This window comes from Brevibacillus reuszeri (assembly GCF_002897295.1).
GTDB lineage: Bacteria > Bacillota > Bacilli > Brevibacillales > Brevibacillaceae > Brevibacillus > Brevibacillus reuszeri_A.
In genome coordinates this window covers 373,306-385,421 of sequence record NZ_BEXF01000003.1, presented here as the reverse complement: position 1 = coordinate 385,421, position 12,116 = coordinate 373,306, and the positions used below count along the sequence as shown (strand labels likewise).

At 46.1% G+C, this 12,116-nt stretch carries 14 protein-coding genes; 10 read left to right on the top strand and 4 right to left on the bottom strand.

What is annotated here, in order from left to right; translation table 11 throughout:
• Positions 1 to 128: 128 nt before the first annotated feature.
• A complete protein-coding gene (locus C3B52_RS07440; RefSeq protein WP_103105430.1) occupies positions 129 to 2,552 on the top strand; it encodes an EAL domain-containing protein in 2,424 nt (807 codons plus the stop codon).
• A 106-nt stretch (positions 2,553 to 2,658) separates the two neighbouring features.
• Here C3B52_RS07440 and C3B52_RS07435 read toward each other — a convergent pair whose 3' ends face one another.
• Positions 2,659 to 3,231: a shikimate kinase gene (locus tag C3B52_RS07435; protein ID WP_103105429.1), complete on the bottom strand. Its 573-nt coding sequence runs from the start codon at positions 3,229 to 3,231 to the stop codon at positions 2,659 to 2,661.
• Between the two features lie 269 nt (positions 3,232 to 3,500).
• On the opposite strand from C3B52_RS07435, the gene C3B52_RS07430 reads away from it, so the two are divergent.
• Genes C3B52_RS07430 through C3B52_RS07420 form a run of 3 tightly spaced genes read left to right on the top strand, consistent with a single transcriptional unit; the run spans position 3,501 to position 4,588 of the window.
• Positions 3,501 to 3,725, top strand: coding sequence for a spore coat associated protein CotJA (locus C3B52_RS07430; protein WP_103105428.1), 225 nt, complete (start codon positions 3,501 to 3,503; stop codon positions 3,723 to 3,725).
• Entirely contained in the window at positions 3,722 to 3,997 is a 276-nt protein-coding gene (locus C3B52_RS07425; RefSeq protein WP_103105427.1) for a spore coat protein CotJB, read from the top strand. Before C3B52_RS07430 ends, C3B52_RS07425 begins: the two co-directional genes overlap by 4 nt.
• Before the next feature lie 21 nt (positions 3,998 to 4,018).
• Positions 4,019 to 4,588: a manganese catalase family protein gene (locus C3B52_RS07420; protein ID WP_103105426.1), complete on the top strand. Its 570-nt coding sequence runs from the start codon at positions 4,019 to 4,021 to the stop codon at positions 4,586 to 4,588.
• Positions 4,589 to 4,641: 53 nt separating this feature from the next.
• Here the strand turns inward: C3B52_RS07420 and C3B52_RS07415 are convergent, their stop codons facing one another.
• Positions 4,642 to 6,306, bottom strand: a complete 1,665-nt coding sequence (locus C3B52_RS07415) for a ribonuclease J (protein WP_103105425.1) — start codon at positions 6,304 to 6,306, stop codon at positions 4,642 to 4,644.
• A gap of 157 nt (positions 6,307 to 6,463) precedes the next feature.
• On the opposite strand from C3B52_RS07415, the gene C3B52_RS07410 reads away from it, so the two are divergent.
• Together C3B52_RS07410 and C3B52_RS07405 are read left to right on the top strand one after the other, a co-directional pair.
• Positions 6,464 to 6,808 (top strand): AMP-dependent synthetase and ligase, encoded by a 345-nt coding sequence (locus C3B52_RS07410; RefSeq protein WP_201264850.1) that lies wholly within the window; start codon positions 6,464 to 6,466, stop codon positions 6,806 to 6,808.
• Between the two features lie 117 nt (positions 6,809 to 6,925).
• Complete coding sequence (locus tag C3B52_RS07405) at positions 6,926 to 7,345, top strand: hypothetical protein (protein WP_103105424.1); 420 nt, start codon at positions 6,926 to 6,928, stop codon at positions 7,343 to 7,345.
• 104 nt (positions 7,346 to 7,449) lie between these two features.
• Here C3B52_RS07405 and C3B52_RS07400 read toward each other — a convergent pair whose 3' ends face one another.
• Positions 7,450 to 7,890, bottom strand: coding sequence for a protease complex subunit PrcB family protein (locus C3B52_RS07400; RefSeq protein ID WP_103105423.1), 441 nt, complete (start codon positions 7,888 to 7,890; stop codon positions 7,450 to 7,452).
• Between the two features lie 22 nt (positions 7,891 to 7,912).
• On the opposite strand from C3B52_RS07400, the gene C3B52_RS07395 reads away from it, so the two are divergent.
• On the top strand, positions 7,913 to 9,862 hold the full coding sequence (locus C3B52_RS07395; protein WP_235615621.1) for a hypothetical protein: 1,950 nt from the start codon (positions 7,913 to 7,915) through the stop codon (positions 9,860 to 9,862).
• 65 nt (positions 9,863 to 9,927) lie between these two features.
• Positions 9,928 to 10,386, top strand: a complete 459-nt coding sequence (locus tag C3B52_RS07390) for a YlbF family regulator (protein WP_103105422.1) — start codon at positions 9,928 to 9,930, stop codon at positions 10,384 to 10,386.
• Between the two features lie 17 nt (positions 10,387 to 10,403).
• On the opposite strand, the gene C3B52_RS07385 is transcribed toward C3B52_RS07390, so the two are convergent.
• Positions 10,404 to 10,727, bottom strand: coding sequence for a hypothetical protein (locus tag C3B52_RS07385; RefSeq protein ID WP_103105421.1), 324 nt, complete (start codon positions 10,725 to 10,727; stop codon positions 10,404 to 10,406).
• 79 nt (positions 10,728 to 10,806) lie between these two features.
• Here C3B52_RS07385 and C3B52_RS07380 point away from each other — a divergent pair, with 79 nt between their 5' ends.
• Positions 10,807 to 11,151 carry a YlbG family protein gene (locus C3B52_RS07380; RefSeq protein WP_103105420.1) on the top strand — a complete coding sequence of 115 codons (345 nt, stop codon included), beginning with the start codon at positions 10,807 to 10,809 and terminating at the stop codon, positions 11,149 to 11,151.
• A 157-nt stretch (positions 11,152 to 11,308) separates the two neighbouring features.
• Positions 11,309 to 12,073, top strand: a complete 765-nt coding sequence (locus C3B52_RS07375; RefSeq protein ID WP_103105419.1) for a LamB/YcsF family protein — start codon at positions 11,309 to 11,311, stop codon at positions 12,071 to 12,073.
• Positions 12,074 to 12,116: the final 43 nt, after the last annotated feature.

The window sequence follows — 12,116 nt, the reverse complement described above, 5'->3', positions numbered from 1 at the left end:
AGATGTTGTATAGTAAAAGATGACATATGTCCTGTAGTAAACAATGTAAGTAAAGGTGATTGGATATATTGGAGCAAAAATATACTGGTATGTTTCAAATGTAATGTGCAATCAGATGGGGGAGTTACATGTTTACAGAAATCACCGACGTTGCTTATGCGTTATCCGCACTGGAAGAGTCTTCTATTATATCCGTCACAGATCATGAAGGAAAAATCATCTATGTTAATCACCTTTTTTGTGAGATATCTCAGTATGAGAGTCATGAGCTGATTGGAAAAACGCATAACAAAATCGACTCGGGCTTCCATCCCAAGGCATTTTTTAAGGATTTATGGGATACGATCATTCATGGAAAAGTATGGAAGGGTGAAATGAAAAACCAGGCAAAGGATGGTACGATTTATTGGTTGGATATCACCTTGGTACCATTTCGCAATGATGATGGATTCATCTATCAATACGTGGCAATCGGAAAGGACATTACCGAGCGCAAACAGGTAGAAGAATCGCTGGGTCATACGATGAAGGATTTACATGATATTAAAAATGCGCTGGACGAATCCTCCATTGTGGCGATCACGGACGAGAAGGGCGTTATTACTTATGTTAATGATAAATTTTGTGAGGTTTCAAAATATGACATAGAAGAGCTGGTTGGCAAGACACATCGACTCATTAATTCTGGTTATCATCCGAAAACCTTTTTCAGGGAGATGTGGGAGACAATCAGACGAGGGCAAGTGTGGAAGGGAGAAGTGAAGAATCGGGCCAAGGACGGCAGTGAATATTGGATGAATACAACGATTGTTCCGTTTCTGGACGATGAAGGCGCGCCGTATCAATATGTCTCCATCCGTACAGATATCACGGACCGCATAAAAGCAGAAACCGCATTGGCGGAAGCGATGCAAAATGATTTCCGCAGGACAGTAAAAAATTTGCAGAACTGCGTCTTTAAAATTGTCACGGACAAAAAAGGTACCATTACGTTTACGTTATGCGAAGGCAAAATTGCCGAGGAACTCGGTCTAACAACAGAGAAAACGATGAGAAAAACGTCTCATGAGGTTTTTCCTGAGGATGTTGCCGATCAGCTGGAAACGCAATTTCAGATTGCATTCAATGGGGAGATTGTCAATTTTGAATTGGCCTATTTAGATAAATTTTTATACATTACACTATCCCCTATTGAAGAAAACGATCAAATATTAGAAGTAGTAGGCTCCATGATGGATGTTACTGAAAGAAAAAAAGCAGCTGAAATCATACATTACATGGCTCATTATGATTCGTTGACCAATTTGCCAAATCGTACGTTGTTCAATGAAACACTGAGATTGGCCTTGCAGCAGGCGAAGCAAAAGAAACAGAAAATCGGAGTTATGTTCATCGACTTGGATCGATTTAAAAATATAAATGATACGCTCGGTCACTCAATCGGAGATATTTTGCTCAAGGCGGTTGCCCAGCGATTGCTTGGTTGTTTACGCAAAGGAGATTCCGTTTCTAGGCAAGGCGGTGATGAGTTTGCGATTTTCTTGACAGACGTTACACGTGAGGAAGTTGCAGATATCGCCAAACGCATTATTGATATGATGGCGGAATCAGTCACGTTGGAACATTTGGAGCTGTACATAACACCAAGCATCGGCATCAGCTTGTACCCCGATGATGGAGAAGATATCGAGGTCTTGCTGAAAAACGCAGACGCTGCTATGTATCTCGCCAAAGAGCAGGGGAAAAACAACTTTCAATTCTTTTCAGAGGAACTACATCGGTCCATCTCGAAAAAGCTCAAGCTTGAGGGTGAACTGAGAAAAGCGCTGGATGAGCGGCAATTTATCCTGTATTATCAGCCGAAGATCAACATTAACACAGGTAAAATTATTGGCACCGAGGCATTGATTCGTTGGGAGCATCCAGAACTAGGGCTGATACCACCGATCCAGTTCATCCCGATTGCTGAAGAAACGGGATTGATTGTCAAAATTGGCGAATGGGTGATGCGGACAGCTTGCCACCAAACCAAAGAGTGGCAAGAAGCCGGGTACAAGGACTTGTCTGTAGCCGTCAATATTTCTTTGCGTCAATTTATGCAAAACAATTTGATTGAAATGATTGAGAGTATCCTCGCAGAAACGGCTTTGGAACCGAAATTTTTGGAGCTGGAGATTACAGAAAGCATGGCACTGGATGCGACGTATACGATTCGCATGCTGAACAGGCTGAAAGCTCTTGGCATTAGCATCAGCATCGATGATTTTGGGACGGGCTACAGCTCCCTGAGTTATTTGAGCCAGTTTCCAATCGACCGCCTCAAAATAGATCAATCCTTTATGCGCAACCTGAATACAAGCAATCAAGCCATCGTAAAAACAATCATCGATATGGCGCATAATATGAACATCGCAGTCATAGCAGAAGGTGTGGAAACACAAACGCATGTGGATTTTCTAAAAGGACAAATGTGCAAAGAGGTTCAAGGGTACTTTTACAGCAAGCCATTGCCGTACAAAGAAGCAACAGACCTTTTATATACAAAAAGTTGAAGCCAAAGCTTGACATGAAACGTACTTCCAGTGAACGTAAAAAATCTCCCTTGCTACAGGACGATGCAGAAAGCTGCATTTGCCTACAAGGGAGATTTTTATTTGATTATAAAAGATTGCGCTTCGTATCATTGAGGTCCCAGGCTAGCCGTAATGATTCAACGACCTGATCTGCCGCAGTTTCTGCATCTATATCACTGCTGGAAATACTGTAGTGATTCAAGGCATAGGCGGACTTTCTACTTTTGAAAAGCTCCTCAATCTGATCCAAAGACTTATTTTGTAAAATCGGACGACTGTCGATAATCAGTGGAATGCGTTCCTTCCAGGCTTCCCACGATACGTCGATGAAAAAAACGATGCAATTGGCGAGGCAAATATTTCTCACTTCTTCCTGCATGTAAGCACCGCCGCCGAGGGAAATGATTTTCGAGTGAGTTTCTGAGCAAAGCGACACAATCAGCTCACGTTCCATTTTACGAAAGCTGGCTTCACCAAGCTCTTGAAAAATCGCCGAAACAGGCATTTGGTGGATTCGCTCAATTTCCTGGTCAATATCAATGAAATCTCGGGACAATTTATTGGCGACAAGCTGTCCGACCGTGGTTTTTCCAGCACCCATAAATCCGATAAAAACAATGTTCTTTTCACGAAACGATATTTCTATATTTTCAGTCATTTTTTTACTCTCTTTCCATCGTCTTGATGATTGCCTCTATACATTATGACGTCTATTATGATGCGAAAAAGAGCCTTGTGTCAATTCTATTTGAGAGAAATTCTCTTTTGCTTCACATTACTAAAGTGGGTGGATCCTCACCGCGTCTGGAATTAACGAGCAATGGTCTTTTTTTGAGGAAAGCTTGTGCACGAATCACGCCTAGTAGACTGGTGACATAGTGTAGTGGTGAGTAGTCAGATACCTATATCTGAAGGAGGATGTCTGCTTTGCAATCGCAAACAAGGGTCTACTTTCCTTATGTTGGCCCATTCGACCCCTGCCCACCTAAACGTGTAAAGACGTACCAGGTTCCACCTGAGTTATTCATCACCTTTCAACCACCAAATCTCCCGCAATATTCGCCAAGTGAAGCGTTGCGTTTAGGTACATTATGGCCTGCGCTGTTTAGTCCTTACAATCCTGCAGCAGATAGGGCAGGTGGGCTAGGATGACACCTGCGAACAACTCTTTCGATCAGCAGCATTATTACGCGTTGCTCGAAGAACTACAGGCGATCGACTTCGTGCTGGTTGAACTCAATCTGTATCTGGACACACACCCTACGGATGCAAATGCTATCGAACAGTTCAACCAGCTAACCCAAAAGCGTTGGAGTCTGGCAAACGAATACGAAGCTTTGTATGGCCCGTTGCAAAATTTTGGGCGCAGTTATTCCGGATTTCCTTGGCAGTGGAACGAAGAGCCATGGCCATGGCAAGTGTAGAAATGAGGGGTAATCGTAACCATGTGGATTTATGAGAAAAAGCTTCAATACCCGGTGCGTGTAAGCAAATGCGACGTTAGAATGGCGAAATTTTTAATGGAGCAATACGGAGGAGCAGACGGGGAATTAGCGGCAGCCCTGCGGTACATGAACCAACGTTATACCATTCCAAACAAGGTAATCGGGCTGCTCACCGATATCGCTACAGAAGAATTTGCGCATCTAGAAATGATTGCGACGATGGTTTACAAGCTGACGAAGGATGCGTCAGTAGAACAGCTGGAAGAAGCGGGGCTTGGGGCGCATTATGCGAATCATGACAGGGCATTGTTTTACAGTAACGCAGCAGGGGTGCCGTGGACAGCAACCTATATACAAGCCAAGGGCGATCCAATCGCAGATTTGTATGAGGATATTGCTGCGGAGGAAAAAGCACGGGCTACCTACCAGTGGCTGATTGATATGACGGATGACGTGGATTTACAAGACAGTCTGAAATTTTTGCGCGAACGTGAAGTCGTACACTCGCTACGCTTCAGAGAGGCTGTCGAGATTTTAAAGGAAGATCAGGAAACCAAGAAAATTTTTTAGCAGCCAAAAGAAAAAGAGAGCCTCCAGAGCTCTCTTTTTTGCGCTGCCGTTTCTTACACTTCCATAATGATGGGAAGAATCATCGGTCTTCTTTTCGTACGCGCATACAGGTACTGTCCGATGGATTCCCGGATGCCTTGTTTCAAACGGTTCCATTGATTCACGTTTTCTGCTGATAAAGTCGCCAAGGTTTCCGCGGCGATTCGAGTCGCTTCTTCCAGTAGTCCCTCGAATTCTGATGCGAAAACAAATCCACGCGAGATGAGATCGGGCCCCGAGAGAATTTTGCCATCCGTTTTACTACGGGTGATCACTACTACGAGAATACCGTCTTCTGAAAGATGCTTCCGATCCCGCAGGATTACAGTTCCTACATCGCCGATACCTAGCCCGTCGACAAGGGTGCTTCCTGCTGGCACCTTGCGTTCTTGCCAGGCTTCTTGGTTTTGGAAATCAACGACATCACCGTTGTTCAAGATAAAAATATTTTCGGTCTCGATTCCGAGCGATTCTGCCAATATGCGATGCTGCTGCAGCATCCGATATTCGCCATGGATCGGGATAAAGTAGGTCGGCTTCATGAGTGTAAGCATTAATTTCAATTCTTCCTGACTGCCGTGACCAGAAACATGCATACCTGTTCCAGACCCGTAAATGACATGGGCACCGAGAATGAACAAATTGTCAACGATGCGTGATACATTTCGCTCGTTTCCAGGAATCGGGGATGAGGAAAGAATAACGGTGTCACCTGGCCGTACCTTGATATGTCGATAGCCAGAAGTGGACAGGCGTGCAAGTGCGGCATTCGGTTCTCCTTGGCTGCCAGTGCACAGAACGGCTATCTGGCTGGGATCGAGCTGATTTGCTTCATCGGCCTCGATCAGCATTCCTTCGGGGATATACAAATATCCTTGTTCAGAAGCGATCCGTACGACGTTTACCATGCTGCGTCCGAGCAAGACGAGCTTTCGATTTGTCAATTGTGCTGCATCGATTACCTGCTGCAGGCGATAAACATTGGAGGCAAAGGTCGATACGAAAACCTGTTGCTTTGCTTTCATGAACGCCTCTTTTAAATGCTCGCCAACATGAATCTCGGATGGAGTAAAGCCGGACCGCTCTGCATTAGTGCTCTCAGACAATAATACGAGGACTCCTTTTTGCCCGATTGCCGCCATCTTGTATAGGTCTGGCGATTGATTGTTCACGGGGGTCAAATCAAATTTAAAATCCCCGGTATGGACAACTGTGCCTTCCGGTGTATCAAAAACAACCCCAAGACAATCAGGTATGCTGTGATTGGTTTGGAAAAAACGGATTTGCAAAGAACCCAGCTGAATTTCTGAGTCGGAATGAATCGTGATCAGCTCCGAATCGTTCAGCAGCTGATGCTCCTTCAGCTTTTCAGCAACCAGTCCTAACGTTAAGCGTGTCCCGTATAGAGGGATGTTCAACTGTTTTAGGAAATAAGGAATCCCGCCGATGTGATCCTCATGTCCATGAGTGATGATGAGCCCCCGTACTTTATCACGATTTTCCAACAAGTACGTGATATCTGGGATAATCAGGTCAATTCCCAAGTAGCTCTCATCCGGGAATTTCGAGCCGCAATCGATTACGACAATATCGTCATCATATTGAATGACGTACATATTTTTTCCGATTTCATAAACGCCACCTAAGGCAAAGATGGACAGCGCACGCGAAGCAGACATTTGTGAAGTGGACCTCCTTGCAACACCATAATGTGGTTAATCTTTGCGATAGTTAGATGGATTATGTAACAGACACCGTAGGTTAGTGAGAATAATTGGCAGGAAAAAGTCGCATGATAACCAAGTCAAATAACAAACATGATGACTGGAGGCCTCTATGGAACCGATTTCCCAAACACGACACATAAACGAACAGCTTGCACACTGCCAGCAGCTAATCGGACAATTGGTACAGCAAACTCAACAAGCTTCTGCTCAATACCAACAGTTGTTAAAGCAGGAACAGCAAAATGCTATGCAGCTGCAGCAGCTCGCTCAGCGTGAACAACAGGCTGTTCAAATCATTCAGACTGCGCTTCAGGGCCACCAAAAAGCCATCCAACAATTGCAGCATGTTTCAACTATTTGCAATCAGGTTGCCCATTCGGCTTTGCCTACCAACACAGTTTTTGCAAATACAAACCAACTTGAAACAGGTTTCGGCAACTATTCGCAGCAGTAATAAAGGTAATGCCCTGAGTAAGAAAAGAAGTCATGGCGCTGGAGAAATGATTATGAATGAACGCTCGAGCAATCGGGCACAATGTGGGATGACTGAATTTGGAAAGGGGTTGTCCCGGTGAAGGCAAAAAGACTGATATTTCGTTTGCTGCTGCTGATTGCTGTTGCAGCCTGCATCGAGTGGTTCCTGTATGCGAACAAAGAGACACAAACAGGGGCTGATGTGGAGAACGTTCAGACCCAGCAAGTCGCTCCGACGCTCGCAGTCAAACATTCCTTGGAGCAAGATGACCTGAAGCTGCAGCTTGCTGTAACCAACTTTTCTTTTTCTCTTGAAAACATGGGAAAAGAAAACAAGCACGGAGAAGGTCATGTCCACCTTTATCTGGATGGAAAAAAGGTAGCAAAGGTATTTGAGTCTTCGTACGTTCTAAAGGATATTCCGAGCGGTAAGCATGAAGTCATGGTGGAGCTTGCTCATAACAACCACGAGTCGTACGGTGTGTCCGAACGCTTTTCCGTTGAGGTAGCGCCTTAACATTACATACGAAAAGCGTGGTGTTTCATGCAAAAAAGCCGACATCCGAGTGCCGTGTGGCGCTTCGAAGTCGGCTTTTTGTATAATGGATTAGCTCAATCTTATTAGCGGAACTGAACGTTTACTTGTGCCTGCTGGTCAGGAAGTGCGATCACCAAGGTTGGATACGAAATAACTTGGATTTTCATGGACCCAGGAGCGGGAGACTGCAGATGAACGCGAACCGTATAGCCATGTGCTCCAGTTTTCTGGATTTGATCCGTTACGATGCGATATCCACCAGTTGGGCGCTGTCCTGCGCTTATGACGACATACGCTTTTCCGTTTGCGCGAACGATTGTATGTCCACCACTTTTCCGTACTTTTGTCAAAGCAGTTTGCACGGCAGGTGGATACGGTGCTGCCACAGCTTCATATTGTACATCGTTTTGAGCAGCCACTTCCGTCACAGGAGTGGATACGGTAGGATGTTGAGTAGGCAAAGCGTGTGTACCCGTGATCGTCAAAGCAGCGGCAAGCAACAAGCCAGGAATTGTGTTTATCATTAACGATTTCCCTCCTATATAGATGCAATCATTTACAATCATTTTCATGAAAGAAGCAGAGGTGACGGGCGTGCGCGTACAGGATTCGCTGGAATACCTGTCCGAATCAACACAGCAAGCTATTTTGGTAGAACAAACGAGGCGATTTGGGATCGCTGACGACATGGATCTATCTTCACGATTGCAAGACCCTCATTTCTTGGGTCAGGTGTGGGAACAGGCAGGCGAGCTGGAACGAACAGTGATCAGACTATTCGTGACGAGTGCAACAAGAGGTTTTTTTAGCAAACGTTCCTGGGAACGTGAAACGGCAAAAGAGCACAGACATCTGTCAGTCGGTTTAACAAAGTTACGGCGACTGGGACTGATCTTGACTGTACGAAAAATGTGGAGTGAAGTCGGTTATTTCATGCCGCAGGAAGTGCGGGAGCAGATGACTGTTTATCTGCTGCCAGAAGCCTCCCAGGCATATGTCTCTCTTTCAAAAACGCTCCCTTATTATATATCAGCAGGTAGGGGTATACAGCTGGATCTTTTTGGGCTTTTGATTTTTATCCGTGAGAATCAAGTTTCGGTGACGCAAAAAGGAACGATTCACCGTCGCATGTTTCAAAAGATGCAGCCTCTGCTGTCTCTTTCAGACGAACATGTCAAAGGCTTGTCACTGCCTCCGTTGGATCAGGAGCCGAGGGAGGGCTTGGCTTTGACCGTCGCTCTTGACCTTGCGCTTAGGCTGGGACTGGTACAAATCATGGAGCGACGACTGGTCATCTCGCCGCACCAGATCAAAATGTGGCTTTCACAATCGGCTCCTGCAAGGTGGGAGCAGTTATTTGAATTGATCATTACGCAATACTTGCCACATGGCAGCTGGTGGGATGCGTTTGCCCAGCAAATGAAAGCGGTGCCCCTCGATCAATGGTGTTTTCTTGAGAGCCAATTGAGCATGCTAGAGAAAGCAGGATTTGCTCTGCCAGCAGAAGCAAAAAATCTTGTTACAGAGCAGTGGCTGCATTTTCTTGCTGGACTCGGCTGGATTCACCTGGGGGAGGACGACGATAAGAAGCTGTATTGGCGCTGGAACAGCTTGCCGCGGTTGACAGCTGAGGAAGGCTGGTTCATCGATCCTACTGGTGCTGTTACAATTCCTCCATTGGTACCGCTGCAGGATGTGTGGGAGATTAGCAAACTGTGCCAGCTTCAATTTGATGGACCCTTGATTCGCGGAGAATTACATGCAAGAATGCTCCAATCCTTTCTCACGGCTGGCGCATCCGAAGAGCAGGCGATGGACATCCTGTGCTCCGGATCGGCACATCCACTGCCGGATAGCCTTACTGAGATGATCCATCAGTGGGCGAAAACAGCACGTCAAATACAGATCGAGCCTTGCTTTCGTGTACGTACGGCTCATGCCGGATTCATCGAGGAATGGAAGCAGATTCCCGAATTTCACTCGTTCTTGTCCCAAATCATATCACCAACAGATTTTCTCATTCCCCAGGGTCAAGAACTAGCTTTGGTAGAGACATTGCGCCAGTTTGGCTACGAGCCGCAGGTGTTGACCCATTTTCCTGCGAAGCCTGCTGATGCGGAAATGGAGACGGATGATAAGGGGCGGAACGGATTATTTCTTGTAGAGCGCCCGTGGGATGGGTATGCCGTAGAAAATACGTTCCCTGAGCAAATGGAAGGGATTACGGAGATTGTCTCGTTGCCAAAAATGTGGACCCAGCATTTTCAATCATACCATCCACAATCGATGCGCGATTTGTTTAAACGGTCCGCTGAATTGCAGCTCGAAGTCGAGTTTCAACCGCGAGACAAGGAAAAGCTGCGTGGTACACCACTGGAGGTTCGCATTGAGCTTGGTTACTGGATGGTAACCATGGAGACGACGAGTGGTAAACAAAAGTACCGCCTAGAGGAAATAGAGCGAGTGCGCATTGTGGTGCCTCAATATCTGTACTAAGAAAGTGGATCATGGTACAATCAAGGGGGTAATTATGGCGTTACTGTGAAAGGAGGTCTCGCTCTATGGAAACATTGGAAGCCGCGGACATCACGCAATTAATGATGGAATCCCATGAATTGTCCTCAATGATTAACCAATCACGCGAGGTCTCAGAATACCTGCAGGCTAAGCGCGAGATGGAATTGGATACAGAAGTTCAGCGTTTGCTTGTTTTGTTCGAGAAGAAAAAAGAGCAATACGAGGATGTACAACGTTTCGGGAAATACCATCCCGACTACAATCATATATCCAAAGAAGTCAGGGAGCTGAAGCGCACGATAGAGCTGCGGGATTCTGTGCAGGCTTTCAAACGTGCGGAAGACACGCTTGACGAGCTGTTGTATCAAGTGAGTCGGACCATTGCTCATGCCGTTTCCAATACGATCAAGGTCCCCAGCAACAATCCGTTTTTGGAAGTGCAGGGCAGCGGTTGTGGAAGTGGCGGAAGCTGCGGCTGCAGCGTGAAAAGCCGTCCAAGCTAAGTACCCGACGGGATGATTTAAGGCGTTTGTTTTTCTCGCAACAAAAAGCAGTCTTCACACAGGTTGCCACAACAAAATTGCTTTTCACTCGGTACGAGAAAGCGAAAGCGATAAACATGCTGGGTTTCGTGTGAACGCACATATATACACTCTAGCTTTAATTTAGTATCCGTGGTCAGACGCTCACCCGTCTCCATCAGTCTTTTTGTCAGACTCGGAGCGGGGAGCGTACTGCTTACATAGAAGAAGCGTTGTCCGGCATGGGTTTGCCATCCGGTTTTTGTCACAATGCCTTGCTGATGGAGCTTTTCTTCAAATTTTTGATAAAAAGTTGCCAACATAAGGCCTCGATTCCTTTCTGTAACAAATTTCCACTAACGGTCATAATAACATAATTGGGAAGGAGACCGACTGCCAAACATGAGAGAGCGAAGACTGGGGGTAGCGGTGTGGGTGAAGAACACGCGAGCCGCCAAAAATTTACGCAAATTTGGCACCATTCATTACATCTCCAAGCGGTTAAACTATGTTTCGATGTATGTGGATGCCAATCAGTTGGATGAGACGATTCGCATTATGGAAAAGCTGCATTTTGTAACCAAGATTGAACGTTCTCATCGCCACGAGATACCGGTAGAATATAATAATGCAAGACCGGATAAAGCGAAGGAATACGATTACAAGCAGGAAAAGAATCAAGTAATGGCGCTCGCCGAAACACTGATGACAGAGGAAGGAACTCCGGTCACTGTCGTTTCGACATAAGTGCCTAGAGGCTGCCATATTTCGGCAGCTTTTTTGCTTTTGCTAAAACGTTGTTCATGATATGCTTATGAAAGATGAAAAAATGAGTGACAATGCGAATGAATGCGTTTTCAAAATGCATACATATAAGTAAGAGGAAGGGTGGGAGCATACATCCATGATTCAACTAGACATTAACTGCGATATGGCAGAAGGCTTTAGCCGCAGCCGACAATCCGAGGATTTAGGAATTATGAAGTGGATTACCTCCGTCAACATCGCGTGCGGATTGCATGCGGGCGACCCGCACCTCATTAGCAGAACCATTGAGGCAGCTCTCAAGCACGATGTAAAAATCGGAGCTCATCCGGGCTATGCGGATATCCAAGGCTTTGGACGACGCTCGATGAACCTTTCGGTGAATGAAGTGTATGAGCTGGTTTTGTACCAGGTGGCTGCATTGTCTGGTATGACCCGTGCGATGGGAGGAGAGCTTCACCATGTGAAACTGCATGGCGCCTTGTACAATGAGGCGGCAGAGCGTCCTGAGCTGGCAGAAGCGGTTGTATCAGCGATTGCAGATATCGATGAAGAGTTGATTCTGTATGCACTGTCGGGTAGCAAGCTGGTTGAAGCGGGCTTGGAGCATGGCCTGCAGGTTGCCGAAGAGGTTTTTGCCGAGCGTGCCTATTTGCCAAATGGGCGATTGGCGCCACGTGAGCTGGAAGGCAGTGTCCTGATCAGCAAGGAAGAGCGCATGGAGCAAACGCGTCAGCTGGTGCTGAAGCAAAAGGTGCTGACAGTAAATGGGCAGCATATTGACCTGGCAGCGGATACCTTATGTGTTCTTCAGGAAGGACCGGATGTACTGCAATTCCTGGGCGATTTGCATCGCTGGGCGAAGCAGAATGGCGTATCGATTGAGCCGATTATGGCTAGGTAACTGACTAAAAAAGGAAAGCCATACAGGAATGACCTGTCCACCA

What these genes read in the sequence shown, in the direction of transcription:
- C3B52_RS07440 (WP_103105430.1), top strand. Translation starts at nt 129, where the DNA reads ATGTTTACAGAAATCACCGACGTTGCTTATGCGTTATCCGCACTGGAA.
- C3B52_RS07435 (WP_103105429.1), bottom strand. Translation starts at nt 3,231, where the DNA reads ATGACTGAAAATATAGAAATATCGTTTCGTGAAAAGAACATTGTTTTT.
- C3B52_RS07425 (WP_103105427.1), top strand. Translation starts at nt 3,722, where the DNA reads ATGACACCTGCGAACAACTCTTTCGATCAGCAGCATTATTACGCGTTG.
- C3B52_RS07420 (WP_103105426.1), top strand. Translation starts at nt 4,019, where the DNA reads ATGTGGATTTATGAGAAAAAGCTTCAATACCCGGTGCGTGTAAGCAAA.
- C3B52_RS07415 (WP_103105425.1), bottom strand. Translation starts at nt 6,306, where the DNA reads ATGTCTGCTTCGCGTGCGCTGTCCATCTTTGCCTTAGGTGGCGTTTAT.
- C3B52_RS07410 (WP_201264850.1), top strand. Translation starts at nt 6,464, where the DNA reads ATGGAACCGATTTCCCAAACACGACACATAAACGAACAGCTTGCACAC.
- C3B52_RS07400 (WP_103105423.1), bottom strand. Translation starts at nt 7,890, where the DNA reads ATGATAAACACAATTCCTGGCTTGTTGCTTGCCGCTGCTTTGACGATC.
- C3B52_RS07395 (WP_235615621.1), top strand. Translation starts at nt 7,913, where the DNA reads ATGCAATCATTTACAATCATTTTCATGAAAGAAGCAGAGGTGACGGGC.
- C3B52_RS07390 (WP_103105422.1), top strand. Translation starts at nt 9,928, where the DNA reads ATGGAAACATTGGAAGCCGCGGACATCACGCAATTAATGATGGAATCC.
- C3B52_RS07385 (WP_103105421.1), bottom strand. Translation starts at nt 10,727, where the DNA reads ATGTTGGCAACTTTTTATCAAAAATTTGAAGAAAAGCTCCATCAGCAA.
- C3B52_RS07380 (WP_103105420.1), top strand. Translation starts at nt 10,807, where the DNA reads ATGAGAGAGCGAAGACTGGGGGTAGCGGTGTGGGTGAAGAACACGCGA.
- C3B52_RS07375 (WP_103105419.1), top strand. Translation starts at nt 11,309, where the DNA reads ATGATTCAACTAGACATTAACTGCGATATGGCAGAAGGCTTTAGCCGC.